This window comes from Spirillospora albida (genome assembly GCF_000718255.1).
Lineage (GTDB): Bacteria > Actinomycetota > Actinomycetes > Streptosporangiales > Streptosporangiaceae > Spirillospora > Spirillospora albida.
In genome coordinates this window covers 18731-40190 of sequence record NZ_JOFJ01000008.1, presented here as the reverse complement: position 1 = coordinate 40190, position 21460 = coordinate 18731, and the positions used below count along the sequence as shown (strand labels likewise).

The 21460-nt window shown below is 71.8% G+C and carries 27 protein-coding genes; 10 read left to right on the top strand and 17 right to left on the bottom strand.

Annotation, left to right across the window (positions count from 1 at the left end):
• Positions 1-75: 75 nt before the first annotated feature.
• On the bottom strand, positions 76-447 hold the full coding sequence (locus tag IE99_RS0112870) for an ATP-binding protein (protein ID WP_169744419.1): 372 nt from the start codon (positions 445-447) through the stop codon (positions 76-78).
• A 120-nt stretch (positions 448-567) separates the two neighbouring features.
• Here IE99_RS0112870 and IE99_RS0112865 point away from each other — a divergent pair, with 120 nt between their 5' ends.
• Together IE99_RS0112865 and IE99_RS0112860 are read left to right on the top strand one after the other, a co-directional pair.
• Positions 568-1449 carry a Scr1 family TA system antitoxin-like transcriptional regulator gene (locus tag IE99_RS0112865; protein WP_157610249.1) on the top strand — a complete coding sequence of 294 codons (882 nt, stop codon included), beginning with the start codon at positions 568-570 and terminating at the stop codon, positions 1447-1449.
• Complete coding sequence (locus tag IE99_RS0112860; protein ID WP_030168847.1) at positions 1446-1637, top strand: DUF397 domain-containing protein; 192 nt, start codon at positions 1446-1448, stop codon at positions 1635-1637. Before IE99_RS0112865 ends, IE99_RS0112860 begins: the two co-directional genes overlap by 4 nt.
• A gap of 96 nt (positions 1638-1733) precedes the next feature.
• On the opposite strand, the gene IE99_RS0112855 is transcribed toward IE99_RS0112860, so the two are convergent.
• Positions 1734-2087 carry a VOC family protein gene (locus IE99_RS0112855; protein WP_030168846.1) on the bottom strand — a complete coding sequence of 118 codons (354 nt, stop codon included), beginning with the start codon at positions 2085-2087 and terminating at the stop codon, positions 1734-1736.
• A gap of 104 nt (positions 2088-2191) precedes the next feature.
• On the opposite strand from IE99_RS0112855, the gene IE99_RS0112850 reads away from it, so the two are divergent.
• The 5 genes from IE99_RS0112850 to IE99_RS0112830 all read left to right on the top strand — a co-directional run bounded on the left by IE99_RS0112850 (position 2192) and on the right by IE99_RS0112830 (position 5469).
• On the top strand, positions 2192-2986 hold the full coding sequence (locus IE99_RS0112850) for an ArsR/SmtB family transcription factor (protein ID WP_030168843.1): 795 nt from the start codon (positions 2192-2194) through the stop codon (positions 2984-2986).
• Positions 2987-3131: 145 nt separating this feature from the next.
• On the top strand, positions 3132-3539 hold the full coding sequence (locus tag IE99_RS0112845; protein ID WP_030168841.1) for a YciI family protein: 408 nt from the start codon (positions 3132-3134) through the stop codon (positions 3537-3539).
• Positions 3540-3547: 8 nt separating this feature from the next.
• Complete coding sequence (locus IE99_RS0112840) at positions 3548-4693, top strand: RNA polymerase sigma factor (RefSeq protein ID WP_030168838.1); 1146 nt, start codon at positions 3548-3550, stop codon at positions 4691-4693.
• A gap of 90 nt (positions 4694-4783) precedes the next feature.
• Complete coding sequence (locus IE99_RS0112835) at positions 4784-5152, top strand: type II toxin-antitoxin system RelE/ParE family toxin (RefSeq protein WP_030168835.1); 369 nt, start codon at positions 4784-4786, stop codon at positions 5150-5152.
• Complete coding sequence (locus IE99_RS0112830) at positions 5149-5469, top strand: helix-turn-helix transcriptional regulator (RefSeq protein WP_030168832.1); 321 nt, start codon at positions 5149-5151, stop codon at positions 5467-5469. Before IE99_RS0112835 ends, IE99_RS0112830 begins: the two co-directional genes overlap by 4 nt.
• Before the next feature lie 91 nt (positions 5470-5560).
• Here IE99_RS0112830 and IE99_RS0112825 read toward each other — a convergent pair whose 3' ends face one another.
• The 5 genes from IE99_RS0112825 to IE99_RS0112805 form a co-directional block, all read right to left on the bottom strand.
• A complete protein-coding gene (locus IE99_RS0112825; protein ID WP_030168829.1) occupies positions 5561-6049 on the bottom strand; it encodes an SRPBCC family protein in 489 nt (162 codons plus the stop codon).
• A 164-nt stretch (positions 6050-6213) separates the two neighbouring features.
• The gene (locus IE99_RS0112820) at positions 6214-7614 is read right to left on the bottom strand and encodes an FG-GAP and VCBS repeat-containing protein (protein ID WP_169744417.1); all 1401 of its coding nucleotides are present in this window, start codon (positions 7612-7614) and stop codon (positions 6214-6216) included.
• Positions 7615-7689: 75 nt separating this feature from the next.
• Complete coding sequence (locus IE99_RS0112815) at positions 7690-8901, bottom strand: sulfite oxidase (RefSeq protein WP_030168824.1); 1212 nt, start codon at positions 8899-8901, stop codon at positions 7690-7692.
• 36 nt (positions 8902-8937) lie between these two features.
• Positions 8938-9357 (bottom strand): rhodanese-like domain-containing protein, encoded by a 420-nt coding sequence (locus IE99_RS0112810; RefSeq protein ID WP_030168820.1) that lies wholly within the window; start codon positions 9355-9357, stop codon positions 8938-8940.
• Positions 9357-9965 (bottom strand): cysteine dioxygenase, encoded by a 609-nt coding sequence (locus IE99_RS0112805; protein ID WP_245623181.1) that lies wholly within the window; start codon positions 9963-9965, stop codon positions 9357-9359. The genes IE99_RS0112810 and IE99_RS0112805 overlap by 1 nt, the downstream gene beginning before the upstream one ends.
• A gap of 179 nt (positions 9966-10144) precedes the next feature.
• Between IE99_RS0112805 and IE99_RS0112800 the strand changes: the two genes are divergently transcribed.
• Together IE99_RS0112800 and IE99_RS0112795 are read left to right on the top strand one after the other, a co-directional pair.
• Positions 10145-10414, top strand: a complete 270-nt coding sequence (locus tag IE99_RS0112800) for a type II toxin-antitoxin system prevent-host-death family antitoxin (protein ID WP_030168815.1) — start codon at positions 10145-10147, stop codon at positions 10412-10414.
• On the top strand, positions 10404-10889 hold the full coding sequence (locus IE99_RS0112795; RefSeq protein WP_030168812.1) for a type II toxin-antitoxin system VapC family toxin: 486 nt from the start codon (positions 10404-10406) through the stop codon (positions 10887-10889). Before IE99_RS0112800 ends, IE99_RS0112795 begins: the two co-directional genes overlap by 11 nt.
• A 22-nt stretch (positions 10890-10911) precedes the next feature.
• Here IE99_RS0112795 and IE99_RS0112790 read toward each other — a convergent pair whose 3' ends face one another.
• The 10 genes from IE99_RS0112790 to wecB all read right to left on the bottom strand — a co-directional run bounded on the left by IE99_RS0112790 (position 10912) and on the right by wecB (position 19976).
• On the bottom strand, positions 10912-11442 hold the full coding sequence (locus IE99_RS0112790; RefSeq protein ID WP_030168809.1) for a flavin reductase family protein: 531 nt from the start codon (positions 11440-11442) through the stop codon (positions 10912-10914).
• Complete coding sequence (locus tag IE99_RS0112785) at positions 11439-11984, bottom strand: NADPH-dependent FMN reductase (RefSeq protein WP_030168806.1); 546 nt, start codon at positions 11982-11984, stop codon at positions 11439-11441. Before IE99_RS0112785 ends, IE99_RS0112790 begins: the two co-directional genes overlap by 4 nt.
• Positions 11981-13126: an LLM class flavin-dependent oxidoreductase gene (locus tag IE99_RS0112780; protein WP_030168803.1), complete on the bottom strand. Its 1146-nt coding sequence runs from the start codon at positions 13124-13126 to the stop codon at positions 11981-11983. Before IE99_RS0112780 ends, IE99_RS0112785 begins: the two co-directional genes overlap by 4 nt.
• Positions 13127-13136: 10 nt before the next feature.
• A complete protein-coding gene (locus tag IE99_RS0112775; RefSeq protein WP_030168801.1) occupies positions 13137-14135 on the bottom strand; it encodes an ABC transporter substrate-binding protein in 999 nt (332 codons plus the stop codon).
• On the bottom strand, positions 14132-14869 hold the full coding sequence (locus IE99_RS0112770) for an ABC transporter ATP-binding protein (protein WP_030168798.1): 738 nt from the start codon (positions 14867-14869) through the stop codon (positions 14132-14134). The genes IE99_RS0112775 and IE99_RS0112770 overlap by 4 nt, the downstream gene beginning before the upstream one ends.
• Entirely contained in the window at positions 14842-15672 is an 831-nt protein-coding gene (locus tag IE99_RS0112765) for an ABC transporter permease (protein ID WP_030168794.1), read from the bottom strand. Before IE99_RS0112765 ends, IE99_RS0112770 begins: the two co-directional genes overlap by 28 nt.
• A 101-nt stretch (positions 15673-15773) precedes the next feature.
• Positions 15774-15860: a putative leader peptide gene (locus IE99_RS33640; protein WP_425423825.1), complete on the bottom strand. Its 87-nt coding sequence runs from the start codon at positions 15858-15860 to the stop codon at positions 15774-15776.
• A gap of 116 nt (positions 15861-15976) precedes the next feature.
• Positions 15977-18094 carry a glycosyltransferase family protein gene (locus tag IE99_RS0112760; RefSeq protein ID WP_245623191.1) on the bottom strand — a complete coding sequence of 706 codons (2118 nt, stop codon included), beginning with the start codon at positions 18092-18094 and terminating at the stop codon, positions 15977-15979.
• Positions 18095-18180: 86 nt separating this feature from the next.
• Positions 18181-18864, bottom strand: a complete 684-nt coding sequence (locus IE99_RS0112755; protein WP_051712445.1) for a hypothetical protein — start codon at positions 18862-18864, stop codon at positions 18181-18183.
• Positions 18861-19976 (bottom strand): non-hydrolyzing UDP-N-acetylglucosamine 2-epimerase, encoded by a 1116-nt coding sequence (gene wecB, locus IE99_RS0112750; RefSeq protein ID WP_030168783.1) that lies wholly within the window; start codon positions 19974-19976, stop codon positions 18861-18863. Before wecB ends, IE99_RS0112755 begins: the two co-directional genes overlap by 4 nt.
• A 23-nt stretch (positions 19977-19999) precedes the next feature.
• Between wecB and IE99_RS0112745 the strand changes: the two genes are divergently transcribed.
• Positions 20000-21433 (top strand): glycosyltransferase family 4 protein, encoded by a 1434-nt coding sequence (locus IE99_RS0112745; protein WP_157610246.1) that lies wholly within the window; start codon positions 20000-20002, stop codon positions 21431-21433.
• Positions 21434-21460: the final 27 nt, after the last annotated feature.

The following is a 21460-nucleotide window of genomic DNA, read 5'->3' as shown; positions in this document are numbered from 1 at the left end:
CTATCGAGCTGATCATCGCATCAAGACCACTTCCAGCCACACCACCCGCTATGACGGTGACCTCCCGTTTCACCGTCAGAGGGCGATACGCGACCACACCCACTTCCCGTGCGGGGCCGTCCGCTCCACGCCGCACCGGAGCGACAGGGCCTGGACGATCGGGAGACCCCAGCCGCCCGTCCCGTCGTCGTGCCCAGGGTCCAGCGCCCGAGCGTCCGGCACGATGTCGTCAAGGCTCAACTCCGCTACCGGCCTGACGACGGGCCGGCCGTCGGACGAGTCCCACACGGCGAGGAAGACGCTCCGCACCTCGCGCACGAACCGCACCCGGATCTCCCCGTCCGGCGCGGCCCGCACCGCGTTGGCCACCAATTCCCCCGCCACGAGATGGACGTCGCCTGCGATGCGAGCGAGCCCCCACTCGCCGAGCCTCAGTTCCAGCATCATGCGCACCTGCCCGGACGCCGTCCCGGCCGCAAGACATGATATGTCCAATTGACCCGAAGGAGTCGTTTCGATCCCCATTTTCATCACCCATTTGTTTCGTCGGCTCCCGAGACAAGAGTGATGCCGCGGAGTTATCGTGTCGCCGTTGCCGACAACATTGGCGACTCGATCTCACCGCCAGGAGAATCGATCATGGTACGGCCCTCCCCCGAACCGACGAGCTCGCTCTACGCTCTCATCGCCCACCAGCTCCGCTTCCAGCGGCTGAAGCACAAGATGACCCAGACCGAGATCGGCCAGATCATCGGCTGCACGAAGGGCCAGGTTTCCAAGTACGAGGTCGGCCTGCGCCAACTCGACAAGGCTCAGTGCCGTACCCTCGACGAACTGTGGGACACCGGCGGCATCTTCTCGACACTGCTCGAATTCGCCAAAATGGGTATCGACCCGAACTGGCGAGAGAGTCTTCGCAAGTACCAGGTGCAGGCGAACACCCTGCGACTCTTCAGCAACAACATCATTCCGCTGCCCTTCCAGAGCGAGGGGTACGCTCGAACGCTGCTGCAGGCCGGGTTCAATGCAGGGCTTGTCACGGACTTGGACGGCGCAGTCGAGAGGAGAATGAAGCACCAGGCGGAGATGCTCGCCGGCGACCCGCGGATATGGGCGGTGCTCGACGTGGTCGCATTGCGCTCTATGGGCAGCCCTGCGGTCATGGCGGAACAGCGGGACCTACTGCTCGAATTCGCGCAGCAGATCCCGGTCTCGATCCGCATCGTCTCCGCGGAGGCAGCCCCCCACATCGGCATCGACGGTTCCTTCACGTGCTTCGAACTGCGGAACGGGCTACGAGCCGCTTTCGCAGGAACGAACCTGGACGTGGGCAGAGTCATCGATGATCAGGCTGAAGCGGCCTCGGTGGCTGTACGCTTCGAGCAGATCGCAGCACGCGCATTGAGTGAGGATCAGTCACGCGAATGGATAGCGGGGATGCGCACATGATGGTGGCGTGGAAGAAGAGCAGCCATAGCGGAGCGGGCGGCACTGGTGAGTGCATCGAACTGGCACGCTTCGCCGACGCGATCGGCATCCGTGACAGCAAGGCACCCCACACCGGCCACCTCGCCCTCCCCCTGGACGCCTTCGCGGCGCTTGTCGACGCTGTGAAACGCGACGAACTCCACCCATAGCTCCAACGCGTCATTCAGCACGCCTGAGAGATCACCCTCCTCACCGATCGGGGGAGGAGCCTGCCTCAGGGCGTCACCGGCTTCATGAGTGGAGCGTCAGCTCGGCTGCCACAGTTCGACGCGGTTGCCTTCGGGGTCCGTGACCCAGCCGAACCGGCCGACGCCCTCCATGTCCTGGGTCTCCTCGGCGACGTCCGCGCCCTTGGCGCGCAACTGCGCGAGCATCGCGTCCAGGTCGCGGACCCGGAAGTTGAGCATCGTCTGCTGGTCACGGCGGCCGAAGTACTCCGTCCCGGAATCGAACGCCGCGAACACCGTCACCCCGGCGTCCGGGTGCCACACACCGTTCTCATCGGCGGCCAACCCCAGGCAGTCGCGGTACCACGCCCCCAGCGCCGCCGGGTCGGAGGCCCGCAGGAAGTACCCGCCGATACCAAGCACACGTTCCATCCCCCCATCCTCCCAGCAGTCTTGACATGCAGCCTTCTGGCTGCCTAAATTATGCAACCAGAAGGCTGCATGTTGCGGCCAACGAAACCGGTACAAAGGCGGACATGGACGAGGTGTTCAAGGCGCTGGCCGACCCGAGCCGGCGTGCGCTGCTCGACTCGCTCAACGCCCGCAACGGGCAGACGCTGCGGGAGCTGTGCGCCGGTCTCGACATGGCCAGGCAGTCGGTCAGCAAGCACCTGGCGGTGCTGGAGGACGCCGGGCTCATCACCACCGTCCGGCGCGGCCGGGAGAAGCTGCACTTCCTCAACGCCGCGCCCGTCCACGAGATCGCCCACCGGTGGATCAGCCGCTACGACCGGGCCAGGGTCCAAGCCCTAGCCGACCTGAAACTCGCCCTGGAGGAGACCCCCATGGACGCGCCGACCTTCGTCTACACCACCTACATCCGCACCACCCCGCAGAAGCTCTGGCAGGCGCTCACCGAACCGGAGTTCACCCGCCGCTACTGGGCCACGGAGTTCATCACGGACTGGACCGCCGGCTCGCCGATGACCTGGGACAACCACGGCGTCCTGATCAGCGACCCGGAGCAGGTCGTGCTGAAGGCCGACCCCTACACCCTCCTCTCCTACACCTGGCACGCCATCACGCCCGAGCTCGCCAAGCGCTTCGGCTGGGACGATGAGACGCTCGCAAGGCTGTCCGGCGAGGCCCGCTCCAAGGTCACCTTCACGATCGAGGAGGCCGCCCAGCAGGTCGTCAAGCTCACCGTCGTCCACGACGGCTTCGAGCCCGGCTCGGCGCTGGCCGAAATGGTCAGCCACGGCTGGCCGAACGTCGTGGCGAGCCTGAAGACCATGCTGGAGACCGGCGAACCACTCCCGGAAGACGCGTGACCTTCCCGATCAGCGCTCTCTCCCGGAGTCGTCCACAACTGCTTGAAAAATAGTTGGGGCGGCGGTGTCGAGAATCCGTGGCGGGCTTCGTCCCTGGTGTGAGCGCGACCGACAATGGGGTCGCACAGCATCGAGGAGAACCACGATGGCCAAGTACCTGCTGCTCAAGCACTACCGTGGCGCACCGGCCGCGGTGAACGACGTGCCGATGGACAAGTGGACGCCCGAGGAGATCTCGGCCCACATCCAGTACATGAACGACTTCGCCGACCGGCTGCGGGAGACCGGCGAGTTCGTCGACGGTCAGGCGCTCGCGCCCGAGGGGACGTTCGTCCGGTACGACGGCGAGGGCCGCCCGCCCGTCACCGACGGCCCGTTCGCCGAGACCAAGGACCTCATCGCCGGCTGGATGATGATCGACGTCGACACCTACGACCGCGCCCTCGAACTCGCCGGAGAGCTGTCGGCCGCCCCGGGCGCGGGCGGCAAGCCCATCCACGAGTGGCTCGAGCTGCGCCCGTTCCTGACCGAGCCGCCCACCATCACCGAGTGACCACTTCCATGGACGGGGTCCTGCTGCGCAGCCTCACCCCGGACGTCCTGGCGATCCTCGTCCGCCGCGGAGCCGACTTCGCGGCGGCCGAGGACGCCGTCCAGGACGCACTGGTCGAGGCCCTCCGCGTCTGGCCCGACGACCCGCCGCGCGACCCGAAAGCCTGGCTGATCACCGTCGCCTGGCGCCGGTTCCTCGACGCCACCCGCGCGGACACCGCCCGCCGCCACCGCGAAGACCGCGCGGACGAGGAACCCGCACCCGGACCCGCGTCCGAGGTGGACGACACACTCCAGCTCTACTTCCTGTGCGCCCACCAGTCGCTGACGCCGTCGTCGGCGGTCGCGCTCACCCTGCGCGCCGTCGGCGGCCTCACCACCCGCCAGATCGCCCAGGCGTACCTGGTGCCCGAGGCGACCATGGCGCAGCGCATCAGCCGCGCCAAACGCACCGTCTCCGGCGTGCGGTTCGACCGGCCCGGCGACGTCGCCACCGTCCTGCGCGTCCTCTACCTGGTCTTCAACGAGGGCTACTCCGGCGACATCGACGTGGCCGCCGAGGCGATCCGGCTCACCCGCCGGCTCGCCGCGGCGATCGACCACCCCGAGGTGGCGGGGCTGCTCGCCCTCATGCTGCTCCACCACGCCCGGCGCGCCGCGCGCACCTCGGCCGACGGCGGCCTGATCCCGCTCGCCGAGCAGGACCGCGGCCGGTGGGACACCACGTTGATCGCCGAGGGCGTCGAAATCCTGCAGACCGCCCTCGCCCGCGACCGGCTGGGCGAGTACCAGGCCCAGGCCGCCATCGCGGCGCTCCACGCCGACGCGCCCGCCGCCGAGGAGACCGACTGGGTCCAGATCGTCGAGTGGTACGACGAACTGGTGCGGCTGACCGACAACCCGGTCGTCCGCCTCAACCGCGCGGTGGCGGTGGGCGAGGCCGACGGCCCGCGCGCCGGCCTGGCCGCGCTCGCGCCCCTGGACGACTCGCTCCCCCGCCACACCGCCGTCGCCGCCTACCTCCACGAACGCGACGGCGACCTCGCGACGGCGGCCCGCCTCTACGCCGAGGCCGCTCACAAGGCCCCCAACATCGCCGAACGCGACCACCTCACCCGCCAGGCCGCCCGCCTCAACACCCGCCGAAAGGGCTGACCGTCTCCGTTCCTTTCCCATACCGAGCTCAGCGCAGCCCAGATGGCGAAGTGCTCACGGATTCTCTATAGGATTTGCTATAGTCACCCGGTGAGCGATTGGGACATCTTTCAGACGGACGAGGTATCCGAGTGGGTGGACGACCTCCGCCGAACCGACCCCGCCGCCGTAGATCAGATCGAAGCGGCCGTCGACGTCCTGTCTGAACGGGGACCCACACTGGGCCGCCCTCTCGTGGACACCCTCGCCAGCTCGGACATCGCCAACATGAAGGAACTACGCCCCCGAAGGACCAACATCCGGATCCTGTTCGTCTTCGACCCGTGGAGATCAGCGATCCTGCTGGTAGCCGGAGACAAGACCGGAGAGTGGAACCGGTGGTACGACCGGGCGATCCTCAGGGCTGAGGAGTTGTACGAGAAGTACCTGAAAGAACGAGCGGAAGAGGAAGCGGAATGAAGTCCTTCACCAAATGGGACCGTGACGCCTACCGGCGAAGGGTGGGCGAGGAGGAGGCCGCCCGGCGACGTGGGGCGATCATGGCAGAGCAGTGGGGGCACGCTCTGGCCGAGGAACGCAAGCGGCTCGGCTTCACCCAGGCCGGGCTCGCCGAGCTCATGGGCGTCACACCTGGACGGGTCTCGCAGATCGAACGTGGCGAGGTCGCGACCGTCGAGGCGATCGCCACCTATGTCGTCGCCCTCGGCGGCACCCTGGAACTCCTTGCCGACTTCGGCGGCCACCAGCTGAAACTGCCCGCCAACCCCGCGGCGTGAGCATGCCGAGAGGAGCCGCCTGTACGAGTCGCGAGCGGCCTGCCTCCTGGAGTCGGGTGCCGGTCGCCCGCCTCCTCTGAGGTACTCGAGATCAGCCGCCGGTGCCGTTCAGCAGCTCCGCCATCTTGTCCAGGCACTGGTCGAGGCCCGTCTTGGACAGGTCGCGGGCCTGCTCGTCCGCGTAGCCGTACTCGGTGATCGTCATCGACGTCCGGCCCGCGTCGACGGCGGCCAGGGAGATGACGTGCCGGACGGCGGACGGCACGCCGGGCGGCGAGTCGACCTGGGCTCCGTCGCCGTCGGTGAACCGCAGGTCGAACTCGATCAGCTCCGGCCGCTCGATCCTGCGGTACGTCCAGGTGTTGTACATCTCCTGGCCGCCGAACTCGGCGGGCGCGCGCATGCCGACCGACGACGTGCCGCCGACCCGGAAGTCCATGTCGGCGCGGACGCAGGTGAACCCCGTCGGCCCCCACCACTGCCGGACGTGGCCGGGGTCGCTCCAGGCCCGCCACACCTCCTCGACGGGCGCGGTGAACTCGCGGACGGCGACGACGTCGTACGTATGGTCTGTGGACATGACGGCTCCCTCGCTATGGGCGGATGCGCACAGGGAGACCAGGGCCCGCACGGGAATTCATCGCCGCGGACGAAGATCACGACCGCTTGCCGTTCCGTCCGGTTCTCAGCAGGACCGCGCAGGCCCCGGGTCGGGGCCTGCGCGGTCGAAGGGTTCGCGGGCGGTCAGGGGAGCAGGTGCTCGCCGAGCTGGGCGTTGCGGCCGGCTATGCCGAGGGTGGCCGGGGCCAGTTCGGTGAGGTTCTTGACCGTCACGCCGGTGGCGGTGGCGCGCAGGACGTAGACGCGGCCCTCGCGGCCGTTCTCGTTCGGGGTGCCGATGACGAGGTCGGTCCTGCCGTCGCCGGTGAAGTCGTTGAAGGCGAGTTCGGCGCCGAAGTTGTCGTACTTCTCGGCGGCGCCGGGGATGCCCGCGGTGGCCTGGGTGAACAGCTGGGCGGCCGTGGTGGTGATGCCGCCCTTGGCGCCGCGCAGGACGGTGACGCGGCCCGCTTCGACGGCCTTGCCGACGGTCTGGCCGGGGGCGCCCACCGCGAGGTCGGCCTTGCCGTCGCGGTTCAGGTCGCCGATCGCGAGGGCGGCGCCGAAGCGGTCGCCCTTGGCGGCGGCGCCGGGGACCCCGGACGTGTCCTGCGTGATGTTGCGGGCGGCGCCGAAGCCGGTCGCGGTGCCGAGCCGGATCGCGATGGAGCCCTTGACCGGGTCGTCGTTCAGGTAGCGCTCGAGGACGAGGTCGGCCTTGCCGTCGCCGTTGAGGTCCCCGGCGGCGGCCGCGCCGCCCAGGGCGCCCTTCGCGAACACCTTGCCCGTGCCGAACCCGGCGGTGGTGCCGTGCCACAGCTGGGCCCACGAGCCCATCGGCTCGCCGTCTGTCACCTCGGTCGTCAGCACGACCAGGTCCTTGCGGCGGTCGCCGTTGAAGTCGGCCGCGACGGTGGTGATCTCCCGGAACTCGGCGGTGGACGGCGGCAGGGCGTGGCGGGTCGGCGTGACCGCCTTGGCGCCGAGGTCCCGGTACAGGTGGACGGCGTCCTCCGACACCACGGCGAGGTCGGGCGCGCCGTTGCCGTTGAAGTCGCCGGCCGCCAGACCGTCGAGGTTCCTCGGGGAGGGGAAGGTCACCGTGCGGGAGGTCAGGCCGGCGGCGCCGCCGTAGACGATCGTGATGGACGTGCCGTGGTCGCTGACGGCGAGGTCGGCGCGGCCGTCCCGGTCGAAGTCCGCCGACGCGATCGCCCGGCCGAAGTAGCGCTGGGCGCTCGGGTTCCCCGGGACACCGGGGCTCGCCTGGGTGATGACCTGCCGCCGGGGCTTGGCCGGGTTGCCGGACGTGCCGTACACGACCGTGACGAACCCGGCCTCGTCCTGCCCGGAGACGATGCCGTTGGGGCTCGCGGACGCGATGTCGCGCTTGCCGTCCCCGTCGAAGTCGCCCGGCGCGGCGGTCTTGGCGGCGACCGCGCCGGCCAGGACGGTGTCCGGCCGCGCGTTGGCCGCCGCGACGGCGGTGACCGTCCCGAGGGCGGTGACGGCCGCGGCGGCGATGGCGATGGGTCTGGTCCTCATGCGCACTCCCATGATCCACGTTTCCCAGAAGACGCCCCGCGATCAGTGCCGGTTTACCCGGATGATGCATATTCGCTAGGCGACCAGGACGGGATGGTGGACGGCGGCGCCGAACAGGTAGCCGAAGGTGTTGGGGGTGGTGCGGGCGGGCTGGACGGCGCCCGTGGCGTCCACGGCCCTGGCCACGAGGGTCGCCGGGCCGGTGTTCTCGGGCCGCCAGGGGAACGACCAGCGGCGCCAGCCCCGGTCGGGGCCGGAGAGGTGCGCCCCGCGCCAGGTGGCGCCGCCGTCCACGCTGACCTCCACCCGGCGGATCGGGTGGTGAGGCGACCAGGAGCGGCCGGTGAGGCGGGTGGTGCGGCCCACGGGGAGGGTCGCGTTCCAGGGGAGTTCGAAGGCGCTCTTGGTGACCTGCTCGCTGATCGGGTCGCTGCCCTCCGGCGGGTAGGCGGGGCCGAAGAGGCGGTAGAACCGCGTGTTCCACGGGGAGTGCAGCGGCTCGGACGAGACCTCGATGCGGCCCACCCATTTGATCGAGGAGATGCCGACCCAGCCGGGCACGATGACGCGGACGGGGAAGCCGTGGTCGGGCGGGAGCGGCTCGCCGTTCATCTCGTAGGCGAGCAGCACGTCGTCCAGCGCCTTGGCGATCGGGAGCGGGCGCCGGACGCGGCCCAGGTTGACGCCGCCCGACACGAAGTCGGGGTCCAGGCCCTCGGGCTGGACGTCCACCGCCGAGCCGAGCAGGCCCGCCCGGCGGAGGACGGTCGACAGCCGCACACCGCGCCAGCGGGCGAGGCCCGCGCCGCCGAGCCTCCACGGCGTGCCGGACGCCGGGGTGCCCTGCTGCGTGCCGAAGAAGGAGCGCCCGTTGCCCGCGCACTCGACGATCGCGCCGACCGAGACCGAGGGAAGAGCGAGGAGTTCCCCGTAGGTGAACCGCAAAGGGTTCTCGGCGGTGGGGGTGCCGCGCAGGCCCGTCCCGAACAGTTCGAGCCGCCAGGTACGGGCGTCGATGACGGGTGTCCGGGTGTGGTTGCGGACGAAGAACCGGTCGTTGGGCACGTACGTCCCCTGGCCGCGCATCGCCTCCCACCGCATCTCGGCGTTGGTGCCGTGGTCGATGAACCACTCGGGCGGCAGCGGCTTGAGGATCGGGCCGGCGGCGGCGACGCGCGCCCTCGCCTCGGCGGGCGTCCGGGCGATCAGGTGGGCGGTGGCGGCCGCGCCGCCGGCCACGGCGACCGACCGCATCAGCCGCCGCCGGTCCATGTGCGCTTCGCTCATCCCGGGCTTCCTCTCGGTTCGGCTTTGAACGTCGGGTCAGCGGGCCGTCTCGTCCGGTACCCCGCGCGTCGGGAGGCCCGCCGCGCGCCAGGCGCGGAAGCCGCCGATCACGTCGGTGGACCTGGTCAGGCCGAGGTCGTGCAGCGCGGCGGCGGCGAGGCTGGAGGTGTATCCCTCCGAGCACAGGACGATGACGCGCAGGTCGTAGCGTCCGGCGACCGGCAGCCGGTACTCGGACGCCGGGTCGAACCGCCACTCCAGCACGTTGCGCTCGACGATGAGCGCGTCCGGGACCTCGCCCTCGGCGCGGCGCTGGGCGGCGGGCCTGATGTCGACGAGCACCGCGTCGCCCGCGTCGAGTTCGGCGGCCGCCGCCCACGGGACGAGCCGGACGAGCCGCCGCCGGGCCTCGGCGAGGATGTCGTCGATGGTGCGGGCGCCCGTGGGGCGCGTCATCACCACTGACCTGCCTCCTCCGCGTCGACCTTCACGAGGCCGGACGGGGTCAGGTCGTAGCGGTTCATCGCGGCGAGCGGCGGCGAGTAGACGTGGACGCTGATCGCCGGCGCGGCGGACGCGTTGCGCACCTCGTGGATGTAGTCGGCGCCGAACGAGCGGGACTCGCCGGTGACGAGCGTGCGGGTGGCGTCCAGGTCGCGCTCCTCGAGCTCGCCGAGGGCGACGGCGAAGGCGCCCCGGGAGCCGCCGTGGTCGTGCAGGCCGGTGCCCTGGCCGGGAAGCCAGCTGATCAGCCAGATCTCCCGGTCCTCGTCGCGGTGCAGCCGTTCGTACCAGCGGCCCTCGGCGCTGAGGCGCACCCGCGCCAGCCAGTCGCGGGAGTTCGCGGCGAGCAGCCGCGCGGTGTCGGTGAGGGTGCCGTGCCGGGGGACGGCGGGGTCGGTCGTGATGGTGGTGCTGCCGAGGCTCATGTGCCGCTCCTTGCTCATGCCGGACGTCTGGACGGGACGGGGCCGGCGACAGAGCGCGCTGGCCTGCCGGCGCAGGTCGACGTGCAGGCGGCGCCGGTCGACGCGCAGGCGAGGCCGGGTGGCGGCGGTGGGCATGGTCAGATCATCGCCAGAGTTTCCAACTAAGTCAATAGGAATAGTTTGTTGGCGTGTCGCAGCCGTCCGCCCGCCCTAACCCGGGGGCACGACCCTGCGACTCGCGGGTGATGCCATTCCTGCACGAGTACGTGGCACCGTGTAGCACGGCATGGCACTACCGGTCTATGCTGGTTGGCATGAGCGCCCAACCTGAGGTCACCCAACGCGACCTGCGCAGCCGGTCCAAGGAGATCATGGATGCGGTCGAGCGCGGTCAGGCGTTCACCGTGACCCGGGACGGCCACAAGATCGGGGAGCTCGTCCCGTTGCGGCGACGCCGCCGGTTCGTCCCGCGTGCGGAGTTCGCGGCCATGTCCGCCAACGCGCCCGCCATCGCCCTGGAGGCGTTCCGGGCCGACCAGGACGCGGTCGCCGACCAGGACCTGAGCGACCCATATGAGCGCTGAACAACACCTCGTGCAGGGGCTGCTCGACACCAACATCATGATCCTGCGCAGCTGGATCGACCCCGCCGAACTGCCGGACGAGATGGCCATCAGCACGATCACGCTCGCCGAACTGTCGGCCGGCCCGCACGAGGTCCGGCGCAACGAGGAACAGGCCGCCTACGACGAGCACCTCGAACGGGCACGGCGCCTGGATGTGCTGCAGCGGGCGGAGAACGAGTTCGATCCGATCCCGTTCGATGTCGAGGCCGCCCGGATCTACGGGCGGGTTTGCGCGGCGGTGATCTCGGCGGGCCGCAAGCCCCGGCGCCGGATCGCCGACCTGATGATCGCCTCCATCGCCATCGCCGAGGGGCTGCCTCTCTACACCACCAACCCCCAGGACTTCCACGGCCTGGAAGACCAGCTGACCATCGTCCCCGTCACCAGGCCGGATACTCCATACGAACCAGGGCGGGCATCCCGGACACCCTGACCACCCGAAGAGCGGCGCGCGGTCAGTGGCGCGGCGCGGCCGGCGGATGGGGGACGAAACGGCCGAAGCGGCCGTGGTGGTAGAGCAGCGGGCCGCCCGAGCCGGGGACCGCGGCCACTACCAGGCCGAGGACGAGGACGTGGTCGCCGAGGTCGACCGTCCGGTACCGGTCCGCGATCAGGTGCGCCGCCACGTCGTCCAGCAGCGGCGGCCCGTCCGGTCCCGTGCGCCACGCGGTCCGCGGGCCGAACCGGTCGGCTCCGCGGCGGGCGAACAGCGACGCCACCTCGTCCTGATGGCCGGCCAGCACGTTCACCGCGAACCGGTCCGCCGCGCGCAGCCGCGGCCAGGTCGTGGACGACCGGTCGACGCAGAACGAGACCAGCGGCGGGTCCAGGCTCACCGACGTGAACGACGTGGCGGTGAGGCCGACCGGCACGCCCTCGGCCCACGCGGTGATCACGACGACGCCCGCCGCGTGCACCGCGAGCGCGCGCCGGAAGGTGGCGGCGTCCACACCGCCGGTCGTGAGGGTCGTGGCGCTCAGGGTCATGGGGTCGCGCTCCTCTCTCGTTCGGGCGGCGCGGTGACGCGCCACAGGAGCGGCGCCGCCCGGTCGGCCCATGCGGTGACGATGTGGTCCAGGCGCGGGAGATCGGCCTCGACCAGAGCGAGGCCGGGGGCCACCGTCGCGCCCAGCTCGATCAGGAGCGGCCGCAGGTGGACGTCCACCGCGAGCGCGTGCCGGGCGTCCCCCATCACGAGCACCGGTACCGCGACGGTGTTCGCGAGCGCTCCGGACGGCAGTCCGTCCAGGAACACCTTGAGCAGCCCCGTGTAGGTCGCCTTGTAGGTGGGACTGGCGACGACCAGCACGGACGCCCCCGCAACCGCCTCGCGCGCCGCCAGAACGCCCGGACCCGGCCGGGGCGCGAGCAGTGATCCCGCCAGCGGGGCCAGGTCGACGGTCCCCTCCCCCGTGAACGGGCCGAGCCGCCGCGCGATCTCGTCCCGTACCCGGTCCGCCGCCCGGTGCGTGCGGGAGTGCGGCCGGGGATTGCCGACGACCGCCACCAGCTCGGGCGCGCCCGTCATGCCGCGAGGGACGGGGCGGTGCCCCGGCGCCGCAGCTCGGGCAGGACGCCCTCGCCGAACCAGTAGGCCTCTTCCAGGTGCGGGTAGCCGGAGAGGACGAACTCCTCGATGCCGAGTTCCGCGTACTCCTCGATGCGGTCGGCGACCTGCGCGTGGCTGCCGACCAGCGCGGTGCCCGCGCCGCCGCGCACCAGGCCGACGCCCGCCCACAGGTTCGGGTAGACCTCCAGGTCGGCGGCGTTCCCGCCGGAGCGGAATCCGGCGTGCAGCTCGCGCATCCGGCGCTGCCCCACCGACTCGCTGGCGGCGAGGGCCTCCTGGGCCTGGCGGACGGCCGACGGGTCGATGCGGGCCAGCAGCCGGTCGGCCTCCGCCCAGGCGTCGGCGGAGGTGTCGCGGCTGATGGTGTGCAGCCGGATGCCGAACCGCAGCGTCCGGCCCTGCTCCTCGGCGAGCCGCCGGATCCAGGCGATCTTCTCCGCGACCTGCTCGGGGGGCTCGCCCCAGGTGAGGTAGACGTCGACGTGCCGGGCCGCGACCGGTCCGGCGGCCTCGGACGAGCCGCCAAAGTACAGCTCGGGCAGCGGGTCGGGCGGCGTGGAGACGAGCGCGCCGTCCACCTGGTAGTGCTTGCCCTCGAAGTCGTACGGCTCGCCGCTCCAGGCGCCCCGCACGATCGACAGGAACTCGTCGGTGCGGGCGTACCGCTCGGCGTGCGCGAGGTGGTCCCCGAACCGCGCCTGCTCGGCCGGCTCGCCACCGGTCACCACGTTGAGCAGCAGCCGTCCACGTGAGACGCGCTGGTAGGTGGCGGCCATCTGGGCGGCCAGGGTCGGGCTGATCGCGCCCGGACGGAACGCGACGAGGAACTTCAGCCGGCTCGTCTCGCGCAGCAGCGCGGCGGTGACGAGCCAGGCGTCCTCGCACCAGGTGCCGGTCGGGGTCAGCACGGCCTCGAAGCCGAGCTGCTCGGCGGACCGGGCGATCTGCGCGAGGTAGTCGATGTCCGGGGCGCGGAACCGGTCGGCGGTGCCGGTCCCCTCGACGGGCAGGCCGACGCCCTTGGGCACGCTGTGCCCGCCGCCGACCAGCGACCGGCCGTCGCCGGTTGTCGGCAGGAACCAGTGGAACTTCAGCGTCATGGTGTCTTCCCTACTGCCGCGCCGTGCGGGCGGCGAGGTCGTTGAAGCGGGGGTCGAAGTAGTCGGCGAACTTCACCTTCCCGGGCAGCAGCCCGGCGTCGGTGAACGAGTCGGCCAGCTCCTGCTCGGACGCGATGACCGTGGCGTCCAGCGGGACGATCTTCGCGAGGCGGCGCTCGACGGCCTTGCGGGCGACGGGCTCGGGCAGGCCGATGGCCTGGCCCCAGATCCGCGCCCACTCGGCCTGGTGCGTGTTGGTCCACAGGACGGCGCGCTGGTAGCGGGCGAGGAAGTCCTTCAGGGCGGCGGTCTTGGCCGCGTTCCGGAGCGTCTTGCGCGAGGTGACCTGGAATCCGTACCCGTTGGTCACGCCGTCGCCGTCCACCAGGATGCGCGCGCCGACCTGCTGCTCGGCCTGCGCGGTGTACGGCTCCCACGCCGCCCACGCGTCCACGCGGCCGGAGCTGAGCGCGGCCAGCGCGTCGGCCGGCTGCAGGTACTGCGCCTGCACGTCGGAGAACCTCAGGCCCTCCTTCTTCAGGACGCCGAGCAGCTGCGCGTGCGCCGAGCTGCCCTTGGCCACGGCGACCTTCTTGCCCTTCAGCTCGGCCGGCGAGCGGATCGCCGAGTCCTTCGGGACGAGGATGGCCTGGCCGTCGAGCGCGACGGCGGTGCCGCCGACGATGGCGATGTCGGAGCGGGCCGCCGCCGCGAACACCGGCGGCGTGTTGCCGACGGAGCCGAAGTCGACCGCCCCCGCGTTGATCGCCTCGAGGATCGGCGGGCCGGACGTGAACTGGGCCCACTCGAGTTCGTACTCGGTCCCGTCCAGCTCGCCGGCCGCCTTCAGCAGCGTCTGGATGCTGGCGCCCTTCTGATCGCCGATCTTCAGGGTGACCTCGGAGACCTTCGCGGGCCCGGCGGCCTCGGCGCCGTCGCCCCCGCAGCCGGCGGCGCCGGCGACGGTGAGCGCCAGGGCGGCGAGCAGGGAGATGAGGCGTCCGGTCATGTCGTTCCTTCGGGGGTGACGCCCAGCTCGGCGAGCAGGACGGAGCGGAGGCGGGAGAGTTCGCGGTGGTCGCGGTGCCGGGGCCGGGGCTCGGTCACCCGCGTCTCGTGCACGATGCGCCCCTCGTCGAGGACGAGGACGCGGTCGGCGAGCAGCAGCGCCTCGTCCACGTCGTGCGTGACGAGCAGCACGGCGGGGCGGTGCCGCTCCCACAGGTCCAGGACGAGCCGGTGCATGGTGATGCGGGTCAGCGCGTCGAGGGCGCTGAACGGTTCGTCGAGCAGCAGGAGGCCGGGCTCGCGGACCAGCGCGCGGGCCAGCGACGCGCGCTGCGCCTCACCGCCGGACAGGCTCAGCGGCCACGCGTCGCCGCGCTCGGTGAGCCCGACCTCCGCGAGCGCGTCCCGCGCCGCGGCGCGCGGGTCGGGGACGTCCAGGCCGAGGGCGACGTTCGCCCGTACCCGGCGCCACGGGACGAGCCGCGGCTCCTGGAAGGCGACGGCCACGGTGCCGTCGATGTCGAGGGTGCCGTCCACGTCGCGGTCGAGGCCGGCGAGGGCGCGCAGCAGCGTCGACTTCCCCGAGCCGCTGCGGCCGAGCAGGGCGACGAACTCGCCGCGCTCGATCCGCAGGTCGAGGCCGTCGAGCACGGTGCGCTCGCCGAACCGCTTGGTCAGCGAACCGACCCTTACCGCGGGCGCCTCCGTCACGCTCCCAGCAGTCCGCCGCGCCATGTCAGGGCCCTCCTTTCCACGAGCCGGACGATCCCGTCGGTGATCAGGCCGAGGGCCGCGTAGACGAGCAGGCCGAGCACCACCACGTCGGTGCGCAGGAACTCGCGGGCGTCGTTGATCATGAAGCCGAGGCCCTGGCTCGCGTTGATCTGCTCGGCGACGATGAGGGCGAGCCACGCGACGCCGAGACTCTGCCGCAGCCCGACGAGGACCTGCGGCAGCGCTCCGGGCAGCACGATGTGCCGGATCAGCCCGGCCCGGCCGAGCCGCAGCACCTGCCCGACCTCGGCGAGCTTGCGGTCGACCCCGCGGATGCCCGCGAACGTGTTGAGGTAGAGCGGGAAGGCGACGCCGAACGCGACCAGCGCGATCTTCGGCGTCTCACCGATCCCGAACCAGAGGATGAACAGCGGGATCAGCCCGAAGAGCGGCAGGGCGCGCAGCATCTGCATGGGCGGGTCGACGGCGTGCTCGCCGAACCGGCTGAGCGCCGCGAGGACCGCCAGGCCGATGCCCGCCGCCGCGCCGACCGCGAAGCCGATGACGGCGCGCTGCAGCGAGACGCCGATGGCGTCGGTCAGCACTCCGCTCTCGAAGAGCTCGGCGGCGGTGGACGCGATGGCGGCGGGCGCGGGGAGCAGCCGCTCGGCCAGCACGCCGGTGCTGCTCGCGAGCTGCCAGAGCACGAGGAGGGCGAGCGGGCTGGCGGCCCGCCAGGGAACGCGGAGGCGGCCGGGCCGCGCCGCCGGCCGGTCGGCCGGGCGCGAACGCGGGCGCGCCGATTCAAGGGACAGCAGCGACATGCGTGAGACCTCACAGAGAGCACGCCGGGACGGGACGTCTCAGGGGAAGGGGGAACAGCGCGGGCTGGAAGAGCGCGGGGCCGGCAGAGCGCGGACGGGCTCTAGCGACAGCGACAGAGGGCGCTCGCCTGCCGGACGAGGTCGACGTGCAGGCGAGAGACGAGCAACGCGGTTCGACTCACGGGCATGAGCATGACGCAGATTCCCCACTAAGTCCATAGGTTTTATGGGGATCTACGTCACGCGAGACGGACGCCCCCCGCGCGGGTCGGCGGGAGGCGTCCGTGCGGGCTCTCGGCCCCGGTCAGGGAGCGGCCGGCGGCGCCGCCAGCAGGTCCGTCCACTGGTCGCAGACCTCTTCGAGGCCGTAGGCACGCCTGACCTGGCTCTTGGCCAGACGGCCGTCGGACCGCCAGCGGTCCAGCGCCACGGTCGCGGCGATCGACGCGGCCATCGCCGACGGGTCCGGGTGGATCCAGCGGCGGTCGTAGATGGTCTCCGCGCCCGGCCAGGGCAGCAGGGCCGGAATCGCACCGGACGCCATGCCCTCGGCGGGAGCCAGGTGGAAGCTCTCGTCGTCGCTGGTGGACAGGACCCAGCCGATGCGGCGCAGCCACGTCGCCACGTCCCGGCCGTAGGAGTCGAACACGACACCGCCGGAGAGGTGCTTCGAGCGGCGGATCCGCTTGAAGACCTGCTCGTAGTGGGCCCGCTCCTCCTCCTTCTGCCAGATCCACCAGTAGTCCCACGGCAGCTTGGACTTGATGAAGAGGGTGAAGCGCGGGTCGTCGCGGCGGAGTTCCTCCAGGACGTCCAGCACCAGGTCGAGACGCTTGCGGGACGGGGCGATGCCGATCATCCCCAGGTGGTGCTCCACGCCCGGGAGCTTGGGGCGGTCGAGCTGGGCGTCGTCCACCCAGTTCGGGACGGTGACGAGCTTCTCGGCCGGCCAGCCGGTGATCTCGCGCGTCAGGTCCGTGTAGTGGGGGCTGACGCAGACGACGTCGTCCACGGCATCGATGTCCAGGTGCTTCGGCCAGTTCGCGTACAGCTCGAAGCGGTGCAGCCGGACCACCAGCCGCTGGCCGGGGCGCTTGTGGCGGGCGTACCAGAGGGCGTTGGGGCCGCACCATTCGCATACGACGACGTCGGCCCACTCGACGAGCTCCCGGCTGCGCTCCGGATCGTGGACCTTCAGCGCCGCCCAGTGGTCGACGCGGACCTCCATGTCCGGGCGCGACTTCAGGTAGTCGAGGAGGCGGGTGAAGAACTTGAGGTCGTGGCCCGCGATGCCGACCCGGAGGCGCTCTCGGCCGTGCAGCCGGGCCGTCGCCAGGACCTTCTCGGACGGGTCCGGGAAGATCTGGGCGATGCACGCGCCCAGGCGGTCCGCCGCCGCCTCCAGGCTGAAGGCGGAGGACGCGTCGCGGCAGCGGTCCGCCGCGAGGGTGTAGATGTCCGGGTTCTTGCCGATGAGGGTGAGCGCGTCCAGGACGTCGTCCTCCGTCGCTGCGAAGAGGGGATAGTCGTGCCCCAGGAGGCGCTCGTGCATGGGGGTCCGGTTGAGGACGACGGGGACGCCGAGGGCTCCGCTCTCCAGGACCTTCGTGGACAGCTCCAGGCTCGCGTCCATGTCCGGATGGCGCCAGGACAGGGCCACGTCACCGGCGGCGGTCAGGCGCATCGCCTCCGCGCGGGGATGCCCGCCGTGCCAGACGACACCCTGCGCGGTCTCCAGCGCGGTCCGCATGCGGGGCGCGAAGCCGGGGTCGGCCGGGTCCTCGTGGATCTTGTCGCCGACCATGTGGAGTTCGGCGTCCACGCCGCGCATCGCGAGGAGGCGCGGGAGGGAGGTCATCTCGTAGGTGTTCCAGCGGGGCGCGAACTTGCCCGTGTAGACGAGCTTGAGGCGGTCCCGCGGAGCGCCCTCAGGACGGCTCTCCAGGTTCTCCGGCAAAACGACGACCGGGGGGAAGAGGACGCTCTTGCCCGCGGTGGCGGGCACCGCCGTCTCCAGGAAGCCCCGGAGCTCCTCCGTCTGGCAGAGCAGGACGCGGGAGGCGTCCGCGATGCGGCGCAGCTCGCCCTTGGCCGAGCCCGTGAACTCGGCCGCCGACTGCGGGACGTCCGTCAGGTAGGTCCAGAGGCGGCCCGCCAGCGGGCTGCCGGTGAGCTTGCCCGCCAGGCGGCGGCCCCGCACGACGACCAGGTCGAACGGCTCCTCCGCGTCGATGCTGGCCAGGACCGCGGCGGCCTGCTTCGGCGGCATGCCGGCCTCACCGGCGACCAGCTGCTCCGCGTGCGGGCTGCGGACGGTGACGCCGGGCAGGGCGCGCAGGGGGTCGACCAGGCGGCCGGTGCGGACCGGGGCCTTCAGGACGAGGGTGACCGCGCAGCCCGCGCGGGCCAGCGCCTGCACCATGCCCTGGGCCCAGATCGCCGAGCCGTCGATCAGGTTGAGATCGACGTCGCCGTAGACGAGGGCGCGAGGTCGCACAGGATGTCCTTTCAACGGGCGGGCGCGAGCGCGCCGGGGGTGGTGGCGGTGGCGTCCCAGTGGAGGTTCGCGAGGGTGGCGGGGGGCTCCTCGCCCCACAGGACGAGCGGGAGCCCGCGCGCGGCGGCGAGCCGCCGGACGTCGTCCAGGGCGCGGTCGCGGTCGTACATGCCGGGGAAGCCCAGGTAGGCCCAGGGGCCGCCGGGTTCGCCGGCGGCGGCGTCCACGACGAGCATGTCCACGTCGGCGGTGGAGAGCGCCACCGTGGCGTCGTGCGGGTACAGCGGGATCACCTTCGCGTGGCGGCCGAGGGTCGCGGCGGCGCGCGCGCCGAGGATCCCCGCGATCACCGGGCCGTCGCAGGGGTTGGCCACCAGCAGGCGGTCCTCGGGGCGTTCGACCTGGTCGATGACGATGCGCTCGCCGTCGGCCGACGTTGGGGCCGCGGTGGGCGCGTTGCGCTTGCGCCACAGCCGGTACAGCTCCTTCGGCAGCCGGGTGCCGCGGCGGCGCGGGTTGCGCGCGGCACCGGCGACGAGGCGGCCGAACTGGACGGTGGTCGACGCCTCCAGGGCCTCCAGCCGCCGTTCCAGTTCCTGGACGCGGGTCTCGCGTTCGCGGAGCGCGGCGCGGAGCCGGGCGGCCTGCCTGTTCGCCTTGTGGACGTCGGAACGGACGGCTTCGGCGTCACTCACCGGGATGCTCCATGCTCACCGAGGTACTCCAGGATCACGTTGGCGATACGGGGACCGGCGGCGCCGTCCCACAGCGGGGGCCTGCGGTCGCCGGAGGCCGCGCCGCCGTCCAGGGCCTTGCGCGCCTCGGGGACCAGCTCGTCGAACGTGACGAGGCGGTTCGTACCGTGGGTGATGGTGATCGGCCGCTCCGTGTTGGGCCGGACGGTCAGGCACGGGACACCGAGGATCGTCGTCTCCTCCTGCAGCCCGCCGGAGTCGGTGACGACGGCGGCCGCGCCGCGGACGGCGGCGATGAAGTCGATGTACCCCAGGGGCTCCAGGACGTGGACGCGCGGGTGGTCGTCCAGTCCGGCGGCGAGGAGGTTGGCGCGGCCCCGCGGGTGGACGGGGATGACCAGGTCGGCCAGGTCGGCGACGCCGTGCAGGTGCCGGACGAGCGCGGCGGCGGTGCCGGGGGCGTCCACGTTCGCGGGGCGGTGCATGGTCGCGAGGACGTACCGCTCCGGCAGGCCGTGCGCGGCGCGCACCCTCCCGGTGTCGAACTTCGGCAGGTTGGCCAGCAGCGTGTCGATCATCGGGTTCCCGACGAGGTGCGCCCGGGAGACCGGGACGCCCTCGTTCGCCAGGTGCCCGATGCCCTCCGGGCTCGTGACGAGGCACAGGTCCGACAGCTGGTCGGTGAGGCGCCGGTTGACCTCCTCCGGCATCGTCATGTCGAAGCTGCGCAGCCCCGCCTCCACATGGGCGACGGGGATGTGCAGCTTGGCCGCGACGAGGGCGGCGGCGATGGTCGAGTTCACGTCGCCGTACACGATGACGAGCGCCGGTGAACGGCCGATGAACTCCCGTTCGAGACCGACCATGAGCGCGGCCGTCTGCTCCGCGTGGCCGCCGGAGCCGACGCCGAGGTTGACGTCGGGTTCCGGAAGCCCCAGCTCGTCGAAGAAGACCTCGGACATCTTCGCGTCGTAGTGCTGGCCGGTGTGGACGACGGCCTGGTCGGCCCCGGCGGCGCGCAGGGCGCCGATCACGGGGGCCGCCTTCACGAAGTTCGGACGCGCCCCGAGGACGTGCACGATGGGTGCCACCACATTTTCCCTTCTGTTCATCGGGGCTGCCTACGCTCCCCGTCGTGCTGAAGAAACCCGTCTACCTGCTGGGACTCATCTGGCGCCAGCTCCTGGACGATCCGGGGCGCGCGCCCCGGCTGGCCGTCCGGCTGCTGGCCCGCCTCCCCGGCCCGCTCGGCCGGCGGCTGCGCGGCACCCGGCTCGCGGTGCCGCGCCCCCGGGCCGCCGAGCGGGAGACCGCCGAGCTCCGCGCGCTTCTCGCCCGGCCCGCCGCGGAACCCGTGGAGACCACCGCGACGGGACGCGCCGTCCTGCAGTTCGTCACGAACGCGCTGCCGCTCACCAACGCCGGATACACCGTCCGCACGCACCGGATCGCCCTGGCGCAGCGCGGCATGGGCCTCGACACGCATGTCGTGACCCGGCTCGGCTACCCGCTGAGCCAGGGGCTCGGCGACGCCCGGCGGACCGTGGAGGTCGACGGCGTCCCGTACCACCGGCTGTTGCCGTGGCTGCCGCCCGCCGGCCCCGTCCAGGCCGTCGAGAAGGCCGCCGACCTGGCCGGACGCCTCATCGAGGAGCTGCGCCCGGACGTCCTGCACGCCGTCAGCAACCATCTGAACGCGGCGGTCGCCCTCGAGCTGCGGCGCCGGCACGGGCTCCGCGTCGTGTACGAGGTCCGGGGCTTCCTGGAGGACTCGTGGCTGTCGCGCGACCCGTCCCACCGCGCGTCCGACGACTTCTACCGGCTGACCCGCGAGCTGGAGACCCGCCGGATGCTGGAGGCGGACGCGGTCGTCACGCTCGGCGAGGCGATGAAGGAGGAGATCGCGGCGCGCGGCGTCCCGTCCTACAAGATCGTCACGGTGCCGAACGGGGTGGACGAGGCGTTCCTCGCCCCGCTGCCGGACGCCGCCGGGCTCCGCGTCGAGCTTGGCCTCGGCACCGACACCGCGATCGTGGGCCTGACCTCGTCGTTCTACGGCTACGAGGGCATCGACACGCTGATCGACGCGGCGGCGCTGCTGGGCGAGCGGGGCACGCCGGTGACGCTGCTGCTCGTCGGGGACGGCCCCGAGAGGGCGGCGCTGGAGCGGCGCGCGGCCGGGCTCGGCGTGCGCGCCGTGTTCACCGGCCGGGTGCCGATGGGGGACGTTCGCCGCTATCACGCGCTCCTCGATGTGTTCGCGGTCCCGCGCAGGGCGGACCGGGTCTGCCAGATGGTGACGCCCCTGAAGCCGATCGAGGCGATGGCCGGGGGAATCCCCGTCCTAGCCAGTGATGTCAAGGCTCTGCGCGAAATCGTGGAACCCGGTGTGACGGGGGCGTTAACAGTTCCGGAAGACCCGGAAGCATGGGCGATTCACCTGGAAGACCTGATTTACAGTCCGGAACGACGCCAAAAAATCGGGCAATCCGCCCGGGAATGGGTCAGGGCCGAGCGCACCTGGCGCTCCGTGACGGCCGCATATCGGACGGCCTACGCCCTGGCCTGATCACCGGACTGTGAATAGACGAAAGGA